We start from the raw sequence: 22,334 nt of genomic DNA, 5'->3' as shown, positions 1-22,334 counted from the left end.
CCGGCCATAAGCCAAACAGTATAAATTGAAAAAAGGGGCCGATAATTGGCCCCTATTCATACACGGTACTAATAAGGGGTGAAACCTTATTATTCAGCTTCTACGAAGCTTTCTTCCGCCTGAGAAGCCAGATCCTGGGAACGGCCTTCACGTACGGTAGCAGCTACAGCGCTCAGGTACAGGCTAACAGCACGGATTGCATCGTCGTTACCCGGGATAACGAAGTCAACGCCGTCCGGATCGGAGTTGGTATCAACGATAGCGAATACTGGGATGCCCAGGTTGTTAGCTTCTTTGATTGCGATGTGCTCGTGGTCTGCATCGATTACGAACAGCGCGTCTGGCAGGCCGCCCATATCTTTGATACCGCCCAGGCTGTTTTCCAGCTTGTCCAGTTCACGAGTGCGCATCAGCGCTTCTTTCTTGGTCAGCTTGTCGAAAGTACCGTCCTGAGACTGAGTTTCCAGATCTTTCAGGCGTTTGATTGACTGACGAACGGTTTTCCAGTTGGTCAGCATGCCGCCCAACCAGCGATGGTTCACGAAGAACTGGTCGCAGCTGTTAGCAGCATCTTTCACAGCTTCGCTTGCAGCGCGCTTAGTACCAACGAACAGAATCTTACCTTTACGGGAAGAGATCTTGTTCAGCTCAGCCAGGGCTTCGTTGAACATTGGTACAGTTTTCTCAAGGTTGATGATGTGAACTTTGTTACGCGCGCCGAAGATGAAAGGCTTCATTTTCGGGTTCCAGTAACGGGTCTGGTGACCAAAGTGAACACCAGCCTTGAGCATGTCGCGCATGGAAACAGTTGCCATGTTTAAAACCTCTATATTAAAAGTTGGGGTTATGCCTCCACGTATCCCATATTACCGACCCCAAAGGGCACCCCGGAATATGTGCCGATACGTGTGTGTTGTTACACAAAGTGAGATTTGTCGCTTCCGTCCAGCCTGTGTATCTGAAATGGATCGGAAGTCCGGCGCGCTTTATACCACAAAACACGACCAGAAACCAACAGTTGTTGGCGGAGTGTGCTGTTAATGATTCTCAATTTGGCACGGGGTGCGCCTGACTGATACCATTGACAACACAGACTAGTATTGTCGAAAAATTCGACACCGATGGACAGATTACATGGCTATCTCTATTAAGACACCTGAAGAAATTGAAAAGATGCGCGTCGCCGGTCGTCTGGCCGCTGAAGTGCTGGAAATGATCGAGCCGTTCGTCAAACCGGGCGTCAGCACCGGCGAGCTGGATCGTATCTGTAATGACTACATCGTCAACGAGCAGCACGCGGTCTCCGCCTGCCTCGGCTACCACGGCTTCCCGAAGTCCGTCTGCATCTCTATTAATGAAGTGGTGTGCCACGGTATTCCGGACGACGCAAAGCTGCTGAAAGATGGCGACATCGTGAACATCGACGTGACCGTCATTAAAGATGAGTACCACGGCGACACCTCTAAGATGTTCATCGTGGGCAAACCAACCATTCTGGGCGAGCGCCTGTGCAAAATGACGCAAGAGAGCCTCTATCTGGCGCTGAAGATGGTTAAGCCGGGCATCCGCCTGCGCACTATCGGCGCGGCTATCCAGAAGTTTGTGGAAGCGGAAGGTTTCTCCGTGGTACGTGAATACTGCGGTCACGGCATTGGCCGCGTCTTCCACGAAGAGCCGCAGGTTCTGCACTACGATGCGGATGACGGCGGCGTGGTGCTGCAGAAAGGCATGACCTTCACTATCGAGCCGATGGTCAACTCCGGCGATTACCGTATTCGCACCATGAAAGACGGCTGGACGGTGAAAACCAAAGACAGAAGCTTGTCTGCGCAGTATGAGCATACTATTGTGGTAACAGACAACGGCTGCGAAATTATGACGTTGCGCAAGGATGACACCATCCCGGCGATACTGACGAACATTGAGTGATAAAAGAGCCGGCAAATGCCGGCTTTTTTAATGGCGATAGCTTTTTCTTATGGGTGGCGCACGATGAGTAATCTTTTACCCGAACAGTATGCTAACACAGCTCTTCCCACCCTCCCCGACCAGCCCGACAACCCGGGCGTCTGGCCGCCGCACGAGCTAAAGTGTGCCGACATCAAAGCGCACATGGACGTCTTCCAGCGCTGGCTGGGAAGCGCGTTTGACGCGGGTATTTCTGCCGAGCAGCTCATCGAAGCGCGCACCGAATTTATCGACCAGCTGCTGCAGCGCCTGTGGATTGACTACGGCTTCGGGCAGATTAGCGACGTAGCGCTGGTTGCCGTCGGGGGCTATGGCCGCGGCGAGCTGCACCCGCTTTCCGATATCGACCTGCTGATCTTAAGCCGCAAAAAGCTGCCGGACGAGCAGGCGCAGAAAATCGGCGAGCTGCTGACCCTGCTCTGGGACGTGAAGCTGGAAGTCGGCCACAGCGTGCGCACCCTGGAAGAGTGTCTGCTGGAAGGGCTATCCGATCTGACCGTCGCCACCAACCTGATTGAAACCCGTCTGCTGATCGGCGACGTCGCGTTGTTCCTGGAACTGCAAAAGCACATCTTCAGCGACGGCTTCTGGCCGTCAGAAAAATTCTTTGCCGCCAAGGTCGAAGAACAGAATCAGCGCCACCAGCGCTACCACGGCACCAGCTATAACCTCGAGCCTGATATCAAAAGCAGCCCGGGCGGCCTGCGCGACATCCACACCCTGCAGTGGGTCGCCCGTCGCCACTTTGGCGCCACCTCGATGGACGAAATGGTCGGCTTCGGCTTCTTAACCGAGGCCGAGCGTAACGAACTTAACGAATGCCTGCACCTGCTGTGGCGCATCCGTTTCGCCCTGCATCTGGAAGTGACCCGCTACGACAACCGCCTGCTGTTTGACCGTCAGCTGAGCGTTGCCCAGCGCCTGAACTATCAGGGTGAAGGCAACGAGCCGGTTGAGCACATGATGAAGGATTTCTTCCGCGTCACCCGCCGGGTGACCGAGCTGAACCAAATGCTGCTGCAGCTGTTCGACGAAGCGATTCTGGCGCTGACGGCGGACGAAAAGCCGCGTCCCATTGATGACGAATTCCAGCTGCGCGGCACGCTCATCGATCTGCGCGATGAAACGCTGTTCATACGCGAGCCGGAGGCGATCCTGCGGATGTTCTATACCATGGTGCGCAACAGCACCATCACCGGGATCTACTCCACCACCCTGCGCCACCTGCGCCATGCGCGCCGCCACCTGAAGCAGCCCTTGTGTTACATCCCGGAAGCGCGCTCGCTGTTCCTGAGCATGCTGCGCCATCCGGGCGCGGTCAGCCGCGGCCTGCTGCCGATGCACCGCCACAGCGTGCTGTGGGCCTATATGCCGCAGTGGTCGCATATCGTCGGCCAGATGCAGTTCGATCTTTTCCATGCCTACACCGTGGATGAGCACACCATCCGCGTGATGCTCAAGCTGGAAAGCTTTGCGAAGGAAGAGACGCGCTCCCGCCATCCGCTGTGCGTTGAGCTGTGGCCGCGTCTGGCCCATCCTGAGCTGATCCTGATCGCCGCCCTGTTCCACGACATCGCCAAGGGCCGCGGGGGCGATCACTCGGTGCTGGGCGCTCAGGACGTCCTGAAATTTGCCGAGCTGCACGGGCTGAACTCGCGCGAAACGCAGCTGGTGGCCTGGCTGGTCCGCCACCACCTGCTGATGTCGGTCACCGCCCAGCGCCGCGATATTCAGGATCCGGAAGTCATCAAGCAGTTCGCCGAAGAGGTGCAGACGGAAAATCGCCTGCGCTATCTGGTCTGCCTGACGGTTGCCGATATCTGCGCCACCAACGAAACCCTGTGGAACAGCTGGAAGCAGAGCCTGCTGCGCGAGCTGTACTTCGCCACCGAAAAACAGCTGCGCCGCGGGATGCAAAATACCCCGGACATGCGCGAACGCGTGCGCCATCATCAGCTCCAGGCGCTGGCGCTGCTGCGGATGGATAACATTGACGAAGAGGCGCTGCATCAGATCTGGGCGCGCTGTCGCGCCAACTACTTTGTGCGCCACAGCCCAAACCAGCTCGCCTGGCACGCCCGGCATCTGCTGAAGCATGACTTATCGAAACCGATGATCCTGCTCAGCCCCCAGGCCACGCGCGGCGGGACGGAGATCTTCATCTGGAGCCCGGATCGCGCCTATCTGTTTGCCGCCGTCTGCGCCGAGCTGGACAGGCGTAACCTGAGCGTTCACGACGCGCAGATTTTCACCACCCGCGACGGCATGGCGATGGACACCTTTATCGTGCTGGAGCCGGACGGCAGCCCGCTGTCGTCGGACAGGCATGAAGGAATACGCTTTGGTCTGGAGCAGGCGATCACCCAGCACAGCTGGCAGCCGCCGCAGCCGCGTCGACAGCCGTCAAAATTGCGCCACTTTACCGTCGATACCGAGGTCAATTTCCTGCCGACCCATACCGACCGTAAATCGTTCCTGGAGCTGATCGCGCTCGACCAGCCGGGACTGCTTGCCCGCGTCGGCCAGGTTTTTGCCGATCTGGGAATTTCGCTTCATGGCGCCCGAATTACAACCATTGGCGAGCGAGTAGAAGATTTATTTATAATCGCGACGGCGGACCGGCGTGCCCTTAATAATGACCTGCAGCTTGAAGTGCAACAACGGTTGACAGCAGCCCTCAATCCAAACGATAAAGGGTGACGTGTTTTTTAGTGAAATGGAAAGAGTAAACAATGCAGCAGTTACAGAACGTTATTGAGTCCGCTTTTGAGCGTCGCGCCGAGATCACCCCGGCAAATGTGGATACCGTTACGCGTGAAGCGGTAAACCAGGTTATTTCCCTGCTGGATTCCGGCGCGCTGCGCGTGGCAGAAAAAATCGACGGTCAGTGGGTCACTCATCAATGGCTGAAGAAAGCCGTGCTGCTCTCTTTCCGCATTAACGATAACCAGGTTATCGACGGAGCAGAAAGCCGCTACTTCGATAAAGTGCCGATGAAATTCGCCGACTACGACGAAGCGCGCTTCCAGAAAGAAGGTTTCCGCGTCGTGCCGCCTGCGGCAGTTCGCCAGGGCGCATTCATCGCACGCAACACCGTGCTGATGCCATCCTACGTGAACATCGGCGCCTACGTTGACGAAGGCACTATGGTGGACACCTGGGCAACCGTCGGCTCTTGCGCGCAGATCGGTAAAAACGTTCACCTGTCCGGCGGCGTCGGCATCGGCGGCGTACTGGAGCCACTGCAGGCTAATCCAACCATCATCGAAGACAACTGCTTCATCGGCGCGCGCTCCGAAGTGGTTGAAGGCGTGATCGTGGAAGAAGGCTCCGTGATCTCCATGGGCGTTTACATCGGCCAGAGCACCCGCATTTACGATCGCGAAACCGGTGAAGTTCACTACGGTCGCGTGCCAGCGGGTTCCGTGGTGGTTTCCGGCAACCTGCCGTCGAAAGATGGCAAATACAGCCTGTACTGCGCGGTTATCGTGAAGAAAGTGGATGCGAAAACCCGTGGCAAAGTCGGTATCAACGAACTGCTGCGTACCATCGACTAATGTCGGTATCGCAATAAAAAACCCGCCTTCTGGCGGGTTTTGTTTTTCTACGCTCTGGTGATGACAACCGGCACGCTTTTGTAGGCGGGCGTCAGGCTTTCGGCGTCAACCGCATCCAGCGACAGCAGCACGTTCGCCTCCGGCAGGTACGCGCCGATCGATCCGGCAGCCATGCTGTAGATTACCACCGTCAGACCCCGCATTTCCCGCCCTTCGGCAGGCTGGCCGTTATCCTCCAGCGCCTGCACGTTAACCACATCGCCCTGCACCAGCCCGCGCGATCTGGCCTCCGTCTCGCTCAGGAAAACCACGTCCCGGCGACCGGTGATGCCGCGATAGCGATCGTCCATGCCATAGATCGTGGTGTTGTACTGATCGTGGCTGCGCAGCGATGCCAGGATCAGCGCATCAGAGGGCTGATGCAGGCGATCGACGGCGGCAAGACGCCCAACCACAAAGTTCGCTTTGCCGTTCGGCGTATGCCACTCCCGACGTGAAGCCGGGGTATCCATTCGGAAGCCGCCGGGCTCAGCGATGCGGGCATTGTATCCGGCAAACGCCGGGATCGCCGCTTCAATCGCCTCGCGGATCAGCGCATAGTTACCGCTCATCTCCTCCCAGTTCACCGGGGAGTGAGGCAGCGTGGCGCGCGCCATTTCCGCCACAATCGCGGGCTCTGATTTCAGCCAGCGTGAAGCCGGCTTCAGGCCGCCGCAGGAGGCATGAACCATCGACATCGCATCTTCGACGGTGACGGACTGAATGCCCGTGGCCTGAAGATCCCGCTCGGTTCTCCCCAGCGCGGGCAGCAGGTAGTTATGCTTCGCCAGCAGCAGGTGCGATCGGTTGAGTTTGGTGGCGATATGAACCTGCATATCCAGCGTTTTCATTGCGGCAAAGGTGCGCTGCGGTTCCGGCATCGCCACCGCCAGATTACCGCCCATACAGATCAGCGCTCTGGCGTCACCGCGTTCGATGGCGCGAATGCTCTCGACGCTCGAACGGCCATGCTGACGCGAAACCTTAATAGCAAAACGATCTTCGAGGCGCTGTAAAAAATCGTCGGGTGCGGCTTCGTTAATCCCAACCGAGCGATCGCCCTGCACGTTGGAGTGGCCCCGCAGGGGGCAGATCCCCGCGCCGGGCTTGCCTATATTGCCCTTCAGCAGCAGCAGGTTCACCAGCTGCTGAACGTTTTCGGTGCCGTTTTTATGCTGGGTGATCCCCAACCCATAGCAGACGATGGTCGCGCGGGATTTGCTATAGCTGTCGGCCAGGTCTTCCATCTGGCCGTGCGTCAGCCCGCTTTCCTTCTCCAGCTCTGCCCATTTGCACTGGCGTAAATCTTCATACAGCGCCGAATAACCGGCGGTATGTTCAGCGATAAACGCGTGATCGAGACACGAAGGCTGGTCGAGCAAAATCCGTGCTTCATCCATCTCGATCAGGGCCTTCATGATCCCTTTGAGCAGCGCCGAATCGCCGCCCATTTTAACCTGGTAATAGCGGCTGCTCAGCGTCGTTGCCTGCCCGGAGAACATCTCTTTCGGGCTTTGCGGGAAGCTAAAGCGCTCAAGCCCGCGCTCCGCAAGCGGATTGATGGAGATAATTTTCCCGCCGCGTTTAGCCACCTCCCGCAGCGTGGTCAGCATACGTGGATGGTTAGTGCCCGGGTTGTGCCCGATGCAAATAACCAGATCGCAGCGTTCGAAATCGTCCAGCGCCACCGTCCCTTTGCCAAGGCCGATGGCGCGCGTCAGACCAACGCTGGTCGGCCCGTGGCACATGTTGGAACAGTCCGGGAAGTTATTGCTGCCGTATTCGCGTGCGAAAAGCTGGTATAAAAAGGCCGCTTCATTGGAGGTACGCCCGGAGGTATAAAATTCTACCTGTTCCGGGGAATCGTAGCTGCGCAGGCGTTCGCCGATTTCCCGAAAGGCGACATCCCACTCTACCGCCTGCCAGCGGTCCGTTGCGGCTTCATACTTCATGGGATGGGTCAGACGACCCACGTTTTCCAGTTCGTAATCGCTGTAGCGCCACAGCGTGGAAACCGGATGGCGACTAAAAAATTCAGGTGAGGCTTTTTTGCTGGTGGTTTCCCAGGAGACGGCCTTGACGCCGTTTTCGCACAGCTCCATCGGCGCGCGGTGGCCGGGGTCTGGCCATGCGCAGCCGGGGCAGTCAAAGCCCGAGACCTGGTTCATCTTAAACATGGCGATAATATCGCGGGCGACAGCCCGTTGCGAAAATACCGACGCGGTGACGGCTTTTACTGCGCCCCAGCCTCCTGCCGGGCCCTGATAGCCATTGATACCTGCAACACCTTTTTTCATTGCGACTGCTTATTTACCGACAATTATTTATGGCGGCTACGGTAGCAATTTCATTCTCATATTGATTTCCTCTTGACGGGGTAGCCAAAAACTACAATAAACGAGTTAGGCTTATGCTCCTTGCTTGCGCGCCGACAGGCGAAAATGGAGTACCGTTTTTCAAGGATGCTCTCGCTTTTTGCATCTGAGGGTAGCGGAAAAGGATTTTTTCGTTAATTATTCAAAGGTTATGTTGAGATAAGGGTACCGCTATGTACGATAATCTGAAAAGTCTGGGCATTACCAATCCTGATGAAATCGATCGCTACAGTCTGCGTCAGGAAGCCAATAACGATATTCTAAAAATCTATTTTCATAAGGACAAAGGAGAGTTTTTCGCCAAAAGCGTGAAGTTTAAATATCCACGCCAGCGTAAGACCGTCGTCGCCGATGGCATCGGTCAGGGTTACAAAGAAGTCCAGGAAATCAGCCCTAACCTGCGCTATGTGATCGATGAACTCGATCAGATCTGCCAGCGCGACCGTACCGAAGTCGATCTCAAACGTAAGATCCTCGATGACCTGCGTCATCTGGAAAGCGTTGTGACCAACAAGATCAGCGAGATTGAAGCGGATCTTGAGAAGTTAACTCGCAACAAATAAGCCGTTTTATCGCCCGGTGGCGCTACGCTTACCGGGCCTACTTGTACTTGTCGGCCGGGTGCCTCACCTCTGCTCGTCTAACTGAAGCGCCACGTACAGCAGCAGCCTGTCGTCAAAGTTTCCCAAATCCAGCCCCGTCAGCTCCGAGATTCGGTTAAGCCGATATTCCAGCGTATTGCGATGAATAAACAGCGCTTTCGACGTCGCCAGCGGCTGGACGTTATGGCGGAACCAGGCCTGTAGCGTGCGGCGCAGCAGGCCGTTGTTATCCATTGCTTTCAAACGAACCAGCGGACGCGCCAACTCGTTGGCCTGCCAGCCGCCGCGCAGGCTGTCGAGCAGCACCGGCAGCATCAGATCCTGGTAGAAATAGCTGCGGCTTTCCGGCATGCGCTGTTTGCCCACCATCATGGTGGTACGCGCGGTACGCCAGGAGCGGGCAATGCTGCCCGGCCCGGTAAAATAGTTGCCCAGCGCAACGCGAAAACGCAGCTGACCGTTCTCTTTCATGCGCGCGATGAGCTGATCCACGCGGCGGCGATGATCTTCTGCATCCCAGCGGCCAAAGGAATTGAGCGCCGGTTTGAGCACCACCATTTCCGTCAGAGAAACGATCGCCACCAGATTATCGCGCTCCGGCGTCGCCAGCGCATTTTGCAGCTGCTGCAGCTCGGCCATCGCGCTGTCCACGCCAAGCTGGCCGCTATCCACTTCAATGACGGCGACCACGCGCGGCTGGTTCAGATCGATGCCCAGGCGCTGCGCCCACTCGCTCAGTGCGGGCGTATGCTCCTCGGCCTGAATAAGATTCATGACCAGCTCTTCGCGCAGGCGGCTGTCCTGCGCCAGCAGATGCATCAGCCGCGACTGTTCGAGCATCATCTCGGCGGTCATGCAGACCAGTTCGCCGTATTTGCGCAGGGATTCCGGCTCGCCGGTCAGGCCGATCACGCCGACAATTTCCCCTTCGAGGCGTAAAGGCAGGTTAATCCCCTGACGCACGCCGTGCAGGTGCTTTGCGACCGCATCGTCAATATCCACCACCCGCCCCTGGGACAGCACCAGCAGCGCGCCTTCGTGCAATTCCCCAATGCGTTCACGATCGCCGCTGCCAATAATGCGCCCACGAGCATCCATTACGTTGATATTGGTATCGATGATGCGCATGGTGCGCGCTACGATATCCTGCGCCATTTTGGTATCAAGATGCCAGCCAGCCATGTAACCCTCCTGTGAGCAGAGCTCAAGCATAGGGGAGTTCAGCAGCGGTCGCATTGTGCGAATGCACAAAGTCTGAGGGAGAAGTATGGACTTGTGGAAAGGGTCACAGAAAAGAGAAAAGCCCCTGCGGACAACCCGCAGGGGCCTGGGAGGATTACTGCATCAGCAGATAAATAGAGGTATCACCACGCTGAATGTTCAACGCCAGCACGGTAGGCTTGCTGTCGAGGATCTTGCGCAGCTCAGCGATGTTTTTCACCGGCTGCTGGTTTGCACCCATGATCACATCACCTTTTTTCAGGCCGATACGGGCAGCCGGTGAATTCGCTTTCACGTTGTTCACCACCACGCCTTTATCTGCCCCTTTGTTACTCATCTCCGCACCTTCAATACCGCTGAAGATGGTGCTGGAGTCCACCTGATTCTGGCTGCTCTGCTGCAGCTCCAGGCTCACGTTAACCGGCTTACCGTCACGCAGCAGGCCGAGAGTCACTTTGCTGCCAATCGGCATTGAACCTACTTCAGCACGCAGCGCGGCAAAGCTGCTGATTGGCTTACCGTTCAGGGAGGTGATCACATCACCCGCCTTAATACCCGCTTTTGCCGCAGAAGAGTTCGGCATCACCTGGCTGACGAAGGCCCCGCGCTGGGCGTCAACTTTCATCGCTTTCGCCAGTTCGGAGTTCAGCTCAGTCCCCATAATGCCCAGCTCACCGCGTTTCACCTGGCCATACTGCACCATCTGCGCGGTCAGGTTTTTCACCATGTTGCTCGGGATAGCAAAACCGATACCGATGTTGCCGCCGTCCGGTGCCAGGATTGCGGTGTTGATACCGATCAGCTCGCCGTTCAGGTTCACCAGCGCACCGCCGGAGTTACCGCGGTTGATCGCCGCATCCGTCTGGATAAAGTTTTCGTAGTTTTCCGCGTTCAGGCCGCTGCGCCCCAGCGCAGAAACGATGCCGGAGGTCACGGTTTCGCCCAGACCAAACGGGTTACCAATGGCAACGGTGTAGTCGCCCACGCGCAGCGCGTCAGAATCGGCAAGCTTAATCGCCGTCAGGTTTTTCGGATCCTGGATCTGGATCAGCGCGATATCGGAGCGTGGATCTTTACCCACTACTTTTGCATCAAATTTACGACCATCGCTCAGCTGAACCTTAATGGTGCTGGCGTTATCGACTACGTGGTTATTGGTCACAACATAGCCTTTTGCGGCATCAATGATGACACCCGAGCCCAGCGCCATGAATTTTTGCTGCTGGCCGCCACCGCCCTGGCCGTCATCGCCTGCGCCACCGCCCTGGCAGAACGGAGAGCTCTGGAATGGCGAACCGTCCTGGCAGAACGGCGAGTTGTCGCCAAAGAACTGCTGGAAATTACGCGGCATACGCGGCGTATTGACGGTCGTGCTGCCCTCAACGTTAATACTCACCACCGATGGCATCACTTTTTCGAGCATCGGTGCCAGGCTTGGCATCTGCTGCGCGGTTGCTGCCGACGACGCCGTCTCGGCTGCAGTAGCAGTCAGAGGGGACAGCGCTAAACCTAAACTCAGAGCCAGTGCACTCATTGCTAATGTGGTTTTTTTCATGTTTCTCAATCTCGATTTACCCGATAACGCAAAATTGCTGTGTAACTCAGATTCGTTTTATACCGCTTAGTTCCGGGATTAAGTTTATGGAAAAAGTAAAAATTTATTGGTCGTCTTTACAAAACTCCGGGATTATTCCACGGCCATAAGCTTGCGGTATTCATCCCAGGCATACAAATCCGTCATGCCGCTGATATAGTCCTGGATAAGACGACAGCGATAATAATATTCCATCACCGGCCATTGTGCAGCGTGCCTGTCCAGCTTACCGACCGCTTCAACGTATGCCAGACGATGGCGGGTAGACAGTTTCTGGAAAAGCCGGGATTCAATTGGCAACCGCCGCACGCGTTCGTTAGCGACCAGATCGCTAAACTCCTCCACGGATAGCTGCAGCAGCGGGCTGTAAATCTCCAGCAAGCCGCTGATAACCCTGTACCCCTGCAGTTCCAGCTGTTCGACATCCGGGTGGCTGAACACGTGCCGCATAGCGACGTGTTTATAAAGCTCAAGCAGCTGGCTAAAGCTGCTGTCATCTTCCAGCAGCGCATGGTTGAATTCACCGCTGAACACCATCGGCAAATTATCAATAAAACGCGAGGCCGCGTAGGGCACGAGTTTATTTAATGTGTTGACCCGCAAATACATAAAGAACTGATCTTCAGTGCTGCGGCTTAATGAATTTGAGCGCGATTTTTCCCAGGCATTTTCGACGACCTGAGCAAACAGAGAACCTTTTTCATGCTTGCCCCAGGCATCATAAAGATGCTGATAAAGTTCCTCGACGCTGAATATTCTTTTCTCGACGGCATCTTCCAGGTCGGCCACGCAATAGGAAATATCGTCGGCGGCTTCCATTATCCACGTCAGTGGAAATCGGCCATGGGGCGCCAGCGAAAGTTCTTTACGCAGCCTTTCAATATAGGCTTCTTCAGAGAGGTAATAGCCCGGCTTTTTCATTAAATAGCTGTGCGAGGCAGGCGTTTCACCCATCCACCAGGCAGGTCGCGTGTATTTCAGGATACAGCCCACCTGCGCCCAGGTCAGGTTCATACGCATCAGAGAGTGCACCAGCCGGATGCCCTGCGCGTTGCCTTCAAAATGACAGAGATCCTGACGCACCTTACGCCGCAGTTCGTTTAACCCCTCTTCGCCTTCCCGCAGGCGCAAATCACGCACCGTACAGCGGTCGTCGCTGAGCGGCTGGCTCTTCGCATCCGTAGGGAAAAGCCGCTGCTTGAACCAGTCATTGATCGCCGCCTCGCCAAAATGCCCGAACGGCGGGTTGCCGATGTCATGCATCAGGCAGGCCATTTCAACGATGCTTTCAAAAGGCCCCGTCAGCTCGTCGAGGCCATAGGTTTCCAGCAATCGCTGCTCTTTGAGCCGGCTTAAAATCTCTTTCGCAATGTAGCGTCCAACCTGCTGAACTTCCATTGAATGGGTCAGGCGCGTGCGTACCGCGGCGTTACGCTCAAGCGGGAAGACCTGAGTCTTTTGCTGTAAACGGCGGATAGCCGGCGAGTTGATAATGCGCCCACGATCGCTTTCGAAAATTCGCAGGATCTCATGTTCACTCTTCTCGCCCTGCGGCGAACGAAACCGTCGGTGCCAGTTAATTTTGGTTCGAAAATCGATTGGTGACATGTGCTCCCCCGCGTGAGAATGCGTTTCCCCTTAACCGCATGATAGACTATGCATCTTAACAAGGCACATCGCGAGTAAATCTATGAAAATCGGCATTATTGGTGCAATGGAAGAAGAAGTTACGCTCCTGCGTGACAAAATTGAGAACCGTCAGACCCTCTCTCTTGGTGGTTGCGAGATCTATACCGGCCAAATGAACGGCGTTGACGTTGCTCTGCTGAAATCTGGCATCGGTAAAGTTGCTGCTGCGCTGGGTGCGACCCTGCTGCTTGAGCGCTGCAAACCGGACGTCATCATCAATACCGGCTCAGCGGGTGGCCTGGCGCCGACGCTGAAGGTGGGTGATATCGTGGTTTCTGACGAAGCGCGCTACCACGATGCAGACGTGACCGCGTTCGGTTACGAATACGGCCAGCTTCCGGGCTGCCCGGCCGGGTTTAAAGCGGACGATGCGCTCGTTGCGGCAGCAGAAACCTGCATCGCCGAACTGAACCTCAACGCGGTACGCGGCCTGATCGTCAGCGGCGATGCGTTTATTAACGGCTCCGTTGGCCTTGCGAAAATCCGTCACAACTTCCCGCAGGCGGTGGCCGTTGAGATGGAAGCGACCGCGATCGCTCACGTTTGCCATAACTTCAGCGTTCCGTTCGTGGTCGTTCGCGCGATCTCCGACGTGGCCGATCAGCAGTCTCACCTGAGCTTTGACGAGTTCCTGGCCGTTGCTGCAAAACAGTCCACCGTGATGGTGGAACGCCTGGTGCAGAATCTGGCGCGTGGCTAAAGATACGCTAAGGGCGCTTGCTGCCCTGCTTCTGCTCGCACCGGCGTGGCTATTCGCCGCGCCGCGTGTGATTACCCTCTCCCCCGCTAACACCGAGCTGGCTTTCGCCGCCGGGATCGTGCCGGTGGGGGTCAGCAGTTTTTCAGACTACCCGCCCCAGGCCGCCGGTATTGAACAAGTGTCGACATGGCAAGGGATGAATCTTGAGCGCATTGTGGCGCTTAAGCCTGACCTCGTGCTGGCCTGGCGTGGTGGAAACGCCGAGCGTCAGGTCAATCAGCTCACCTCCCTGGGTATCAGGGTGATGTGGGTAGACGCCGTGAGCATCGAGCAGGTCGCTCAGGCCCTTCGCGCGCTGGCGCCTTATAGCCCAACGCCGAAGAAAGCCGAAGCCGAGGCCGATCGGATGCTCAGCGACTACTCGGCGCTGAAAAATAAATACGACACCTCCAGCAAAAAGCGCGTCTTCCTGCAGTTTGGCAGCCAACCGCTGTTCACCACCGGGCAAGGCTCTATACAGAATCAGGTCCTGGAGATTTGCGGGGGCGAAAATATCTTCGCTGCCAGCCGCGTGCCGTGGCCGCAGGTCAGCCGGGAACAGGTTCTGGCTCGCCAGCCGCAGGCCATTGTCGTGGTCGGAAGTGCGAGCGAGATTCCTAAAATTGAACAATTCTGGCAAGGCCAGCTCAACATTCCGGTGATCCCACTCAACGGTGACTGGTTTGAACGCGCCAGCCCGCGTATTATCCTCGCCGCAAAACAACTCTGTGCCGCACTGGCGGAGAGTCACTAAAACATAAACACCCCGTTCGAGGATTTAACGATGCTCGTGTATTGGCTGGATATTCTTGGCACAGCCGTTTTTGCTATCTCCGGCGTTTTGCTCGCCGGAAAACTACGCATGGACCCGTTTGGCGTGCTGGTGCTTGGCGTTGTCACGGCGGTGGGCGGTGGAACGATCCGCGATATGGCGCTGGCCAACGGCCCGGTATTTTGGGTTAAAGATCCGACAGACCTGGTCGTCGCGATGGTCACCTGTATGTTAACCATTGCATTAGTTCGCCAGCCCCGCAGATTGCCGAAATGGGTGCTGCCGGTGCTGGATGCCGTCGGTCTGGCGGTGTTTGTGGGGATTGGGGTGAACAAAGCCTTTAATGCTGGCACCGGCCCCATGGTGGCGATTTGTATGGGCGTGCTGACCGGCGTGGGCGGCGGGATTATTCGTGACATTCTGGCGCGCGAAGTGCCGATGATCCTGCGCACCGAAATTTACGCAACGGCCTGTATCGTTGGCGGAATTGTCCACGCCACGGCGTACTACACCTTTGCGGTCCCGCTTGAGAACGCTGCGATGCTGGGGATGGTCGTTACGCTGGTGATTCGCTTAGCGGCGATACGCTGGCACCTTAAGCTGCCGACGTTTGCGCTGGATGACAGGTAAACGCAAAACGGTAACCGCAAGGTTACCGTTTTTAGTCTTTTCTCCCTCTCCCTGTGGGAGAGGGCCGGGGTGAGGGCATCAGCCCGCACCTCTTAGATGCTGAACGAAGAACCACACCCGCAGGTGCTTGTCGCATTCGGGTTGGTCACCACGAAGCGCGAACCTTCCAGACCTTCGGTGTAATCAACCGCGCCGCCCACCAGATATTGCAGGCTCATCGGGTCAACCACCAGCGCGACGCCCTGCTTCTCGATAGTCATATCGCCGTCGTTGATCTGGTCGTCAAAGGTAAAGCCATACTGGAAGCCGCTGCAGCCGCCACCGGTAATATAAACACGCAGTTTCAGATCCGGATTGTCTTCATCGGCAATCAGGACTTTCACTTTTTTGGCTGCTGCTTCGGTAAATTCGAGCGGCACTGCTACGACGTCATCACTCATTTTATGCTCCCATGAATACTGCTTACTGCAATTGGGCAAAAATCACCCAATTCTTTTTTTCATTATCTAATACCCTGGTAATTCATTCAAGTATTCCGCGACGCGGCCTGCTCAGCCTCCTGCTTCGCCAGGGTACGGGCAAGAATGGTGGAGTATAGCGGTTTTCCACCCAGGAATTGGGCTAATAGTGTCGCGCCAAGGCAGGTAATGATCATTGGCAATATGAGCTGATAATTGTCGGTCATCTCAAGAACCAGCACAATGCCGGTTAACGGGGCGCGCAGGGAGGCCGCCAGCAGCGCCCCCATACCGGCAACGGCGAATGTTCCCGCCTCAAGATGGTACGCCGGGAATCCTGCGGCGGCGGCCATGCCGAACGCCGTTCCCAGCAAAGTACCGAGCGCCAGCATTGGCGCAAAAATGCCGCCCGGCGCACCGGAAGAGAAACAAAGAACCGTGGTGATCACCCGCGAAATAAAGAGGAACAGCAGCAGACCGACGCTAAAATTTCCCGCAGCGGCAATAGGGATCAGCCCGAAGCCGCCGCCCGTTGCGTTGGGTTCTATCAGGCCGATGATGCCGCATACCCCACCCAGCAAGCCGCCCACCAGCACCCATTTGTTTGTCTTCCCGCCGTGAATGCGCTGGAACATATCCTGAGTGCGAATGATGAAGGTATTAAAAAGCGGGCCAACGATGCCAAAAATCATGCCGAGGATCAGATACAGCCACAGCGTATTCACCGGCGCATTGGTGAGTTTCCCTACCTCAATCACCGCGCCTTCGCCGTTGAAAATGCGAAAAACGATGCTCGACATAATCACGCCGGTAAACACCGCCTTAATGGAGATCAGGTTATAGCGAAACTGGGCGCGCATCTCTTCGATGATAAACAGGATGCCCGCCAGCGGCGCGTTGAACGCCGCGGAAAGCCCGGCTGCGGCCCCCGTTGCCAGCAGCGTATGGCGCGCTTCGGCGCTGCGCATCCGAAACAGATCGCCCACCATGCGCCCGACGTTCCCGCCAAGCTGAACCGTTGGCCCCTCTCGTCCGAGCACCATCCCCGCCCCCAGGGTGCCCATGCCGCCAATAAACTTCACAGGAATGACCCGCCACCAGCGCACCGGACGCAGCTCTTCAAGCGCGCCTTCAATTTCCGGGATACCCGAACCACCGGCCTCTGGCGCAAACTTGCGCACCAGAAAATAGCCCACCATCGCCAGCAGGGCCGATAAGCCGAATGCCCAAATCCACACCAGCCATTTGCTTTCTGCATACCCGGCAATTGTACCTATGCGCCAGTTGATCACGGCATTCACCGCTTTTTCAAAGGCGACACCGACCAGACCCGCAAGGATACCGACCACGGCGGCGGCCATCAGGATCGCCAGCGGCGTTTTGTCGCGATTAAGCAGTCGCCGGATGCTGATACGGTGCTGCGCGCGCGCAAACTGTTGTTGTTCAAAAGAGGGAGATTCTGCTTTCATTGCCTGTTCTTTTTTCGTCATACAAATCGCCGCAAGGAGTTTACCAGAGACCATCGCCACGTATCCTGAAAAATCCTTAACATTTGTTTATGCATTAAGGAGGCAAAAATTTCATAACGTACGGCGGATCCCTTAGAATAGTGCGCTTAATCATTTTATACGAACCAGGAACGACGCCATGAGCAAGTCTGAAAACCTCTACAGTGCAGCCCGCGAGCTAATTCCAGGCGGCGTGAACTCTCCCGTTCGCGCCTTTACCGGCGTAGGCGGAACGCCGCTGTTTATCGAACGTGCTGACGGCGCGTACCTGTTTGATGTCGACGGCAAAGCCTACATCGATTACGTCGGCTCCTGGGGCCCTATGGTGCTGGGTCATAACCATCCGGCGATCCGCAATGCGGTCATCGAAGCCGCCCAGCGTGGCCTGAGCTTCGGTGCGCCAACCGAGATGGAAGTCAAAATGGCGGAGCTGGTGACCGAACTGGTACCGACCATGGACATGGTGCGCATGGTGAACTCCGGGACCGAAGCGACCATGAGCGCCATTCGCCTGGCGCGCGGCTTTACCGGCCGCGACAAAATCATCAAATTCGAAGGCTGCTATCACGGCCATGCGGATTGCCTGCTGGTTAAAGCCGGTTCCGGCGCGCTGACCCTCGGCCAGCCGAACTCACCGGGCGTGCCTGCGGATTTTGCCAAACACACCCTGACCTGCACCTATAACGATCTCAGCACCGTTCGTGCGGCGTTCGAGCAGTATCCGCAGGAAATTGCCTGCATCATCGTTGAGCCGGTCGCGGGCAACATGAACTGCATCCCACCGCAGCCAGACTTCCTGCCGGGCCTGCGCGCCCTGTGCGATGAGTTCGGCGCGCTGCTGATCATCGACGAAGTAATGACCGGCTTCCGCGTGGCGCTGGCTGGGGCACAGTCGTACTACGGCGTTGAGCCGGACCTGACCTGCCTCGGCAAAATCATCGGCGGCGGTATGCCCGTCGGCGCGTTCGGCGGTCGTAAGGATGTGATGGAAGCTCTGGCGCCTACCGGCCCGGTTTACCAGGCGGGTACGCTCTCCGGTAACCCGATCGCGATGGCCGCAGGTTTCGCCTGTCTGACCGAAGTGGCGCAGCCGGGTATTCATGCAACCCTGACCGACCTGACCTCGCAGCTGGCAAACGGTCTGCTGGAAGCGGCAGAAGAAGCCGGTATTCCGCTGGTAGTTAACCACGTGGGCGGCATGTTCGGGATTTTCTTCACCGATGCGAAAACCGTGACCTGCTATCAGGACGTGGTGAAGTGCGACGTTGAACGCTTCAAGCGCTTCTTCCACCTGATGCTGGAGGAAGGCGTGTATCTGGCACCGTCCGCGTTCGAAGCGGGCTTTATGTCCGTGGCGCACAGCAAAGACGATATCAACAACACCATCGACGCGGCGCGCAAGGTGTTTGCGAAGCTCTAAGATGTGCGGCTTGATGCCCTCACCCCAACCCTCTCCCACGGGGAGAGGGAGCAAACATTAAAACGGCAATCTAAGGATTGCCGTTTACTTTTATTACCGGCTCTGCTTTCTCAACAGATAAATAAAGTACGGCGCACCGATAAAGGTCGACAGCAGACCCGCCGGGATCTGATACGGGAACAGCACCATCCTTCCGCACCAGTCGGCAAAGACCAGGATCAGCCCCCCCGTCAGGGCGGACATGACGATATGCGGCAGGGTCCGACGGAAGCCCATCATTCTGGCAATATGCGGAGCCATTAATCCCACAAAGCTCAGCGGGCCGATGGTCATGGTTGCCGTAGCCGTCAGGCACGCCGCCAGCAGCAGAAGCGCCACGCGCGTTGGCGTTAACGCCATCCCGACCGCACGCGCGGTTTCACCGCCCAGCGGCAGAATCGTCATCCAGCGGCGGCACAGCGGAACCATCGCCAGCAGGACAATCATGACGATCCCGGTATGCACAACCTGGCTTCCGGTCGCGCCGTAGGTAGAGCCTGAGATCCAGGTCAGGATCTGCGCCATGCGCGGGTCCCCGCTCGCTTGCAGCATCATCAGCAGCATGGTGAATGCGGTGCTGAGCGCCATCCCTGCCAGCAGCATACGGTGCGGCGAAAAGCCACCACGACCGGAGGCAATCAGGATAATCAGCAGCGTCACGGCCGCACCAATACTCCCGGCAGGCATCAGCCAGCCAAAGGCATTTCCCGGCACCAGGAACAGCATCAGCACCACGCCAAAGGCCGCACCGGAGCTGATCCCCAGCACTTCCGGGCTTGCCATCGGGTTACCGGTCAGGCGCTGGATAATACAGCCCGCCACTGCCAGCATCACCCCCGCGATCAGCGCAGAGAAAATACGCGGCCAGCGCCACTGCAGCAGTTCATGGAGTAAATCACCCGTCGCCCAGTGCCAGCCCGTTGCGTCACGCCCTAAAGAGAGCGCCGCAAAGGATGCGATAATCAGCACCGCCAGCCCGGCCAGGCTGAACCACAGCACGGACTGACGCTCGGCGTAAACCTTGTCGCCCGCATCCATCGCCGGTGCGCTGATGCTGCGCAGACGCGGCAGTAGCCACAGCAGCAGCGGGGCACCGATAAGCGCTGTCACCGACCCGGTGGAAACCTCCATCCAGACGCGTGCCAGCCAGAGAATGATCTGATCGGAGAGCCAGAGGATCAGCGCGCCAATCAGCGGCGCCAGCATCAGACGCGTCAGCAGGCGGCGTGCCCCGAGCATTTTCGCCAACAGCGGCGCGAACAGGCCGATAAAGCCAATGATGCCCACCGCGTTAACCAGCAGCGCACTTAGCACAATCGCCAGCGTTAATGCGGCAAGGCGAGCCAGCGACAGTGCCAGCCCCAGGTTACGCGCCACGCCGTCGTCCAGCCCCATTAAGGTCAGCGGACGCAGCAGTAACAACGTCAGCACCACGCCGCCAATCAGCTGCGGCCACAGGCGCTGCACCACGCTCCAGTCGGTCTGGGTGAGCGTACCGGTGCTCCACAGGAACATGCTTTGCAGCTGATCGTGATGGAACAGCACCAGCAGTTGGTTAATGGCCCCGCAGTAGAGGCTGACCACCAGCCCCGCCAGAATCAAGGTAACCGGAGAAAGACGTTTCCCCCACGCCACGCCAAAGACCAGCGCACCCACCACGCAGGCGCCTGCAAGCGCGGCAAACTGCGAGGTTAACGCCCCCGGCAGCGCCCACAGCGTAGTGATGGTGATCCCGAGCTGCGCACCGGTCGCGACGCCGAGCGTCGTCGGCTCGGCCAGCGGGTTACGCAGGACCTGCTGGAACAGAACGCCCACCAGCCCTAATCCGGCACCGACCAGGAGCGAGATCGCCAGGCGCGGCAGCAGGCTGTAGTGGAACAGCATTTGCTGAATATTGTCGATATCCGGCACGGCAAGCGCGGCACGCCACTGCCCTGGCGGTAACGCCGTCGACAGGTTGAACCCGCTTAACGCCAGCGCGGCGAGAAATAAAAGGACCAGCAGCAGCGCCGGGAAGCGGGCAATACGCGTATTCATGCTTTGCCTCCCAGGGCGTTATCCAGCACGCGGGCAAAGTGCATGGCCGACAGCGTCGCGCCGTAGAACCACACCGCCGGCGCGCGCAGGAAGCGCTGCTCGCGCACGAACGGCATCGCCTGCCAGAGCGGGGTTGCCATCAGCGCCTGCATATCGCGCTCGTTGCCATGATCGAAGCACAGCACGTCGACGTCACGAAACGACGCCAGGCGGTCAATCCCGACGGCGGTGCTGCCCCAGAAGGTCATTTCCCCTTCCCAGGCATTGCGAATACCAAAGCTGTCCAGCACTTCCTGGAACAGACAGTTTTTGCCGAAGACCAGCATATGGCGGGCGTCCAGCAGCGTCACCATCAGCAGCGGGCGGTCACCGCGGTTGGTAAAGCGCGGCTTCAGGGAGGCGATCAGCGCGTCGAATTCGGCGAGATGCCGTTTCGCCTCGGCTTCCCGGTTCAGAAACTGCGCCATCTCGTTGATGGAGTTTTTCGCCATCGTCAGCGGTTTTTTCCCGTCGCTGAAGGAGAACCCGCGGCCGGGGGCAATCTTCGCCATGGTCTCTTCCGACGGGCCATAGCCCGCAGACCAGAACAAAAATGACGGCTTCATTTGCGTCAAAAGCTCGAGGTTTGGCTCCGTACGCAGGCCGATGTCGATCACCGAGTCCGGCAGCTTCGGCTCGTTCACCCACAGGTTGTAGTTTGGAATATCCGCCACGCCGTACGGCGTGATGCCCAGCGCCAGCATCAGCTCCACCGGCAGCCATTCCAGCGCCACAATACGGTGCGGATCGATTGCGGCAGCGCGCGCCGCGTTCATTTTTAACAGCAGCGGAGAGAGCGCCATGGCCGTCAGCAGGCGGCGGCGGCTAATCATTGAGTCCAGCATCAGTACACAAAGCTCACCGGTGCAGCCCCGGCAGGGTGAGGCAAAATACCCATAGGAATACCGTAGATGTGCTCCAGCGTTTCGCTGCGCATCAGCTCAGCTGGCGTACCCTGGGCAATCATCTCCCCCCCGCGCAGCGCGACGAGGTAGTCGCAGTAGCGTGCGGCCATGTTGATATCGTGCAGCACCGCAATCACCGTCAGGCCGCGCTGCTGGCTTAAACGATGCACCAGCGCCAGCACGTCAACCTGATGGGCAATATCCAGCGCGGAGGTCGGCTCATCCAGCAGCAGACAGCGGCTGTCCTGCGCCACCAGCATCGCTATCCACGCGCGCTGGCGTTCGCCGCCGGAGAGGCTATCTACCAGGCGGTGCGCCAGCGGCTTTAGCCCGACCAGCGCAATCGCCTCTTCCACTTTCTCTCTGTCGGCCACGCCGAAGCGCCCCAGCGCCCCGTGCCACGGATAACGCCCAATCGCCACTAGCTCACGCACCGTCATCCCTTCCGCCTGCGGCAGCTGCTGCGGCAGGTACGCCACTTTGCGGGCAAAGGCTTTACTGTTCCAGTTCTCAAGCGGTTGGTCATCTAGCATAATATCGCCTTCTGACGGCGGCTGATGGCGCCCCAGCATTTTCAGCAACGTGGATTTACCGGAACCGTTGTGGCCAATCAGGCCCGTGACTTTACCTGCGGGGAAGGTCAAAGAGAGCGGATGCAGCAGGGTGCGCCCGGGTACGCGGAAGGAGAGATGGTTGAGCGTGAAAGTGGTGTCGGAGTGGATCTTATTATCCTGCATGTCAG

The 22,334-nt window shown here is 57.7% G+C and carries 18 protein-coding genes; 8 read left to right on the top strand and 10 right to left on the bottom strand.

Features of this window, described 5'->3' with window-relative positions:
• Positions 1 to 89 precede the first annotated feature (89 nt).
• Positions 90 to 815 (bottom strand): 30S ribosomal protein S2, encoded by a 726-nt coding sequence (rpsB, locus tag VPX56_RS04615; protein WP_003856207.1) that lies wholly within the window; start codon positions 813 to 815, stop codon positions 90 to 92.
• Positions 816 to 1,134: 319 nt separating this feature from the next.
• Between rpsB and map the strand changes: the two genes are divergently transcribed.
• The 3 genes from map (at position 1,135) to dapD (ending at position 5,525) form a co-directional block, all read left to right on the top strand.
• Positions 1,135 to 1,929, top strand: coding sequence for a type I methionyl aminopeptidase (map, locus tag VPX56_RS04610; RefSeq protein ID WP_326470169.1), 795 nt, complete (start codon positions 1,135 to 1,137; stop codon positions 1,927 to 1,929).
• 63 nt (positions 1,930 to 1,992) lie between these two features.
• The gene (glnD, locus tag VPX56_RS04605; protein ID WP_131633881.1) at positions 1,993 to 4,668 is read left to right on the top strand and encodes a bifunctional uridylyltransferase/uridylyl-removing protein GlnD; all 2,676 of its coding nucleotides are present in this window, start codon (positions 1,993 to 1,995) and stop codon (positions 4,666 to 4,668) included.
• 32 nt (positions 4,669 to 4,700) lie between these two features.
• Positions 4,701 to 5,525, top strand: a complete 825-nt coding sequence (gene dapD, locus VPX56_RS04600) for a 2,3,4,5-tetrahydropyridine-2,6-dicarboxylate N-succinyltransferase (RefSeq protein ID WP_008501915.1) — start codon at positions 4,701 to 4,703, stop codon at positions 5,523 to 5,525.
• 47 nt (positions 5,526 to 5,572) lie between these two features.
• Here the strand turns inward: dapD and VPX56_RS04595 are convergent, their stop codons facing one another.
• On the bottom strand, positions 5,573 to 7,861 hold the full coding sequence (locus VPX56_RS04595; protein ID WP_326470166.1) for an FdhF/YdeP family oxidoreductase: 2,289 nt from the start codon (positions 7,859 to 7,861) through the stop codon (positions 5,573 to 5,575).
• Between the two features lie 251 nt (positions 7,862 to 8,112).
• Here VPX56_RS04595 and VPX56_RS04590 point away from each other — a divergent pair, with 251 nt between their 5' ends.
• The gene (locus VPX56_RS04590) at positions 8,113 to 8,502 is read left to right on the top strand and encodes a DUF3461 family protein (RefSeq protein ID WP_010426739.1); all 390 of its coding nucleotides are present in this window, start codon (positions 8,113 to 8,115) and stop codon (positions 8,500 to 8,502) included.
• A gap of 63 nt (positions 8,503 to 8,565) precedes the next feature.
• On the opposite strand, the gene cdaR is transcribed toward VPX56_RS04590, so the two are convergent.
• The 3 genes from cdaR to dgt form a co-directional block, all read right to left on the bottom strand.
• Positions 8,566 to 9,723 carry a DNA-binding transcriptional regulator CdaR gene (gene cdaR / locus VPX56_RS04585; protein ID WP_326470163.1) on the bottom strand — a complete coding sequence of 386 codons (1,158 nt, stop codon included), beginning with the start codon at positions 9,721 to 9,723 and terminating at the stop codon, positions 8,566 to 8,568.
• 154 nt (positions 9,724 to 9,877) lie between these two features.
• Positions 9,878 to 11,317 carry a serine endoprotease DegP gene (gene degP, locus VPX56_RS04580; protein ID WP_131633884.1) on the bottom strand — a complete coding sequence of 480 codons (1,440 nt, stop codon included), beginning with the start codon at positions 11,315 to 11,317 and terminating at the stop codon, positions 9,878 to 9,880.
• 132 nt (positions 11,318 to 11,449) lie between these two features.
• Complete coding sequence (gene dgt / locus VPX56_RS04575) at positions 11,450 to 12,964, bottom strand: dGTPase (RefSeq protein WP_131633885.1); 1,515 nt, start codon at positions 12,962 to 12,964, stop codon at positions 11,450 to 11,452.
• A gap of 82 nt (positions 12,965 to 13,046) precedes the next feature.
• On the opposite strand from dgt, the gene mtnN reads away from it, so the two are divergent.
• From mtnN to VPX56_RS04560, 3 genes are read left to right on the top strand one after another with little or no spacing between them, the layout of a single operon-like run.
• Entirely contained in the window at positions 13,047 to 13,745 is a 699-nt protein-coding gene (mtnN, locus tag VPX56_RS04570) for a 5'-methylthioadenosine/S-adenosylhomocysteine nucleosidase (RefSeq protein WP_326470161.1), read from the top strand.
• Positions 13,738 to 14,538, top strand: coding sequence for a vitamin B12 ABC transporter substrate-binding protein BtuF (gene btuF / locus VPX56_RS04565; protein ID WP_326470159.1), 801 nt, complete (start codon positions 13,738 to 13,740; stop codon positions 14,536 to 14,538). Before mtnN ends, btuF begins: the two co-directional genes overlap by 8 nt.
• Before the next feature lie 30 nt (positions 14,539 to 14,568).
• Positions 14,569 to 15,186 (top strand): TRIC cation channel family protein, encoded by a 618-nt coding sequence (locus tag VPX56_RS04560; protein WP_131633888.1) that lies wholly within the window; start codon positions 14,569 to 14,571, stop codon positions 15,184 to 15,186.
• Positions 15,187 to 15,278: 92 nt separating this feature from the next.
• Here VPX56_RS04560 and erpA read toward each other — a convergent pair whose 3' ends face one another.
• Together erpA and clcA are read right to left on the bottom strand one after the other, a co-directional pair.
• The gene (gene erpA, locus VPX56_RS04555; protein ID WP_119938428.1) at positions 15,279 to 15,626 is read right to left on the bottom strand and encodes an iron-sulfur cluster insertion protein ErpA; all 348 of its coding nucleotides are present in this window, start codon (positions 15,624 to 15,626) and stop codon (positions 15,279 to 15,281) included.
• Between the two features lie 86 nt (positions 15,627 to 15,712).
• A complete protein-coding gene (gene clcA / locus VPX56_RS04550; protein WP_326471961.1) occupies positions 15,713 to 17,113 on the bottom strand; it encodes a H(+)/Cl(-) exchange transporter ClcA in 1,401 nt (466 codons plus the stop codon).
• A gap of 178 nt (positions 17,114 to 17,291) precedes the next feature.
• Here clcA and hemL point away from each other — a divergent pair, with 178 nt between their 5' ends.
• A complete protein-coding gene (gene hemL / locus VPX56_RS04545) occupies positions 17,292 to 18,572 on the top strand; it encodes a glutamate-1-semialdehyde 2,1-aminomutase (protein ID WP_326470155.1) in 1,281 nt (426 codons plus the stop codon).
• Positions 18,573 to 18,665: 93 nt separating this feature from the next.
• Here hemL and fhuB read toward each other — a convergent pair whose 3' ends face one another.
• From fhuB to fhuC, 3 genes are read right to left on the bottom strand one after another with little or no spacing between them, the layout of a single operon-like run.
• A complete protein-coding gene (fhuB, locus tag VPX56_RS04540) occupies positions 18,666 to 20,648 on the bottom strand; it encodes a Fe(3+)-hydroxamate ABC transporter permease FhuB (RefSeq protein ID WP_326470153.1) in 1,983 nt (660 codons plus the stop codon).
• On the bottom strand, positions 20,645 to 21,532 hold the full coding sequence (fhuD, locus tag VPX56_RS04535; protein WP_326470151.1) for a Fe(3+)-hydroxamate ABC transporter substrate-binding protein FhuD: 888 nt from the start codon (positions 21,530 to 21,532) through the stop codon (positions 20,645 to 20,647). The genes fhuB and fhuD overlap by 4 nt, the downstream gene beginning before the upstream one ends.
• Entirely contained in the window at positions 21,532 to 22,329 is a 798-nt protein-coding gene (fhuC, locus tag VPX56_RS04530) for a Fe3+-hydroxamate ABC transporter ATP-binding protein FhuC (RefSeq protein WP_326470149.1), read from the bottom strand. Before fhuC ends, fhuD begins: the two co-directional genes overlap by 1 nt.
• Positions 22,330 to 22,334: the final 5 nt, after the last annotated feature.

Origin of the sequence: Enterobacter wuhouensis (assembly GCF_035835995.1) — a bacterium.
Lineage (GTDB): Bacteria > Pseudomonadota > Gammaproteobacteria > Enterobacterales > Enterobacteriaceae > Enterobacter > Enterobacter wuhouensis.
Note: the sequence above shows the minus strand (reverse complement) of the source record. Positions and strands in the feature narration are given on the sequence as shown.

What these genes read in the sequence shown, in the direction of transcription:
- rpsB (WP_003856207.1), bottom strand. Translation starts at nt 815, where the DNA reads ATGGCAACTGTTTCCATGCGCGACATGCTCAAGGCTGGTGTTCACTTT.
- map (WP_326470169.1), top strand. Translation starts at nt 1,135, where the DNA reads ATGGCTATCTCTATTAAGACACCTGAAGAAATTGAAAAGATGCGCGTC.
- glnD (WP_131633881.1), top strand. Translation starts at nt 1,993, where the DNA reads ATGAGTAATCTTTTACCCGAACAGTATGCTAACACAGCTCTTCCCACC.
- dapD (WP_008501915.1), top strand. Translation starts at nt 4,701, where the DNA reads ATGCAGCAGTTACAGAACGTTATTGAGTCCGCTTTTGAGCGTCGCGCC.
- VPX56_RS04595 (WP_326470166.1), bottom strand. Translation starts at nt 7,861, where the DNA reads ATGAAAAAAGGTGTTGCAGGTATCAATGGCTATCAGGGCCCGGCAGGA.
- VPX56_RS04590 (WP_010426739.1), top strand. Translation starts at nt 8,113, where the DNA reads ATGTACGATAATCTGAAAAGTCTGGGCATTACCAATCCTGATGAAATC.
- cdaR (WP_326470163.1), bottom strand. Translation starts at nt 9,723, where the DNA reads ATGGCTGGCTGGCATCTTGATACCAAAATGGCGCAGGATATCGTAGCG.
- degP (WP_131633884.1), bottom strand. Translation starts at nt 11,317, where the DNA reads ATGAAAAAAACCACATTAGCAATGAGTGCACTGGCTCTGAGTTTAGGT.
- dgt (WP_131633885.1), bottom strand. Translation starts at nt 12,964, where the DNA reads ATGTCACCAATCGATTTTCGAACCAAAATTAACTGGCACCGACGGTTT.
- mtnN (WP_326470161.1), top strand. Translation starts at nt 13,047, where the DNA reads ATGAAAATCGGCATTATTGGTGCAATGGAAGAAGAAGTTACGCTCCTG.
- VPX56_RS04560 (WP_131633888.1), top strand. Translation starts at nt 14,569, where the DNA reads ATGCTCGTGTATTGGCTGGATATTCTTGGCACAGCCGTTTTTGCTATC.
- erpA (WP_119938428.1), bottom strand. Translation starts at nt 15,626, where the DNA reads ATGAGTGATGACGTCGTAGCAGTGCCGCTCGAATTTACCGAAGCAGCA.
- clcA (WP_326471961.1), bottom strand. Translation starts at nt 17,113, where the DNA reads ATGAAAGCAGAATCTCCCTCTTTTGAACAACAACAGTTTGCGCGCGCG.
- hemL (WP_326470155.1), top strand. Translation starts at nt 17,292, where the DNA reads ATGAGCAAGTCTGAAAACCTCTACAGTGCAGCCCGCGAGCTAATTCCA.
- fhuB (WP_326470153.1), bottom strand. Translation starts at nt 20,648, where the DNA reads ATGAATACGCGTATTGCCCGCTTCCCGGCGCTGCTGCTGGTCCTTTTA.
- fhuD (WP_326470151.1), bottom strand. Translation starts at nt 21,532, where the DNA reads ATGCTGGACTCAATGATTAGCCGCCGCCGCCTGCTGACGGCCATGGCG.
- fhuC (WP_326470149.1), bottom strand. Translation starts at nt 22,329, where the DNA reads ATGCAGGATAATAAGATCCACTCCGACACCACTTTCACGCTCAACCAT.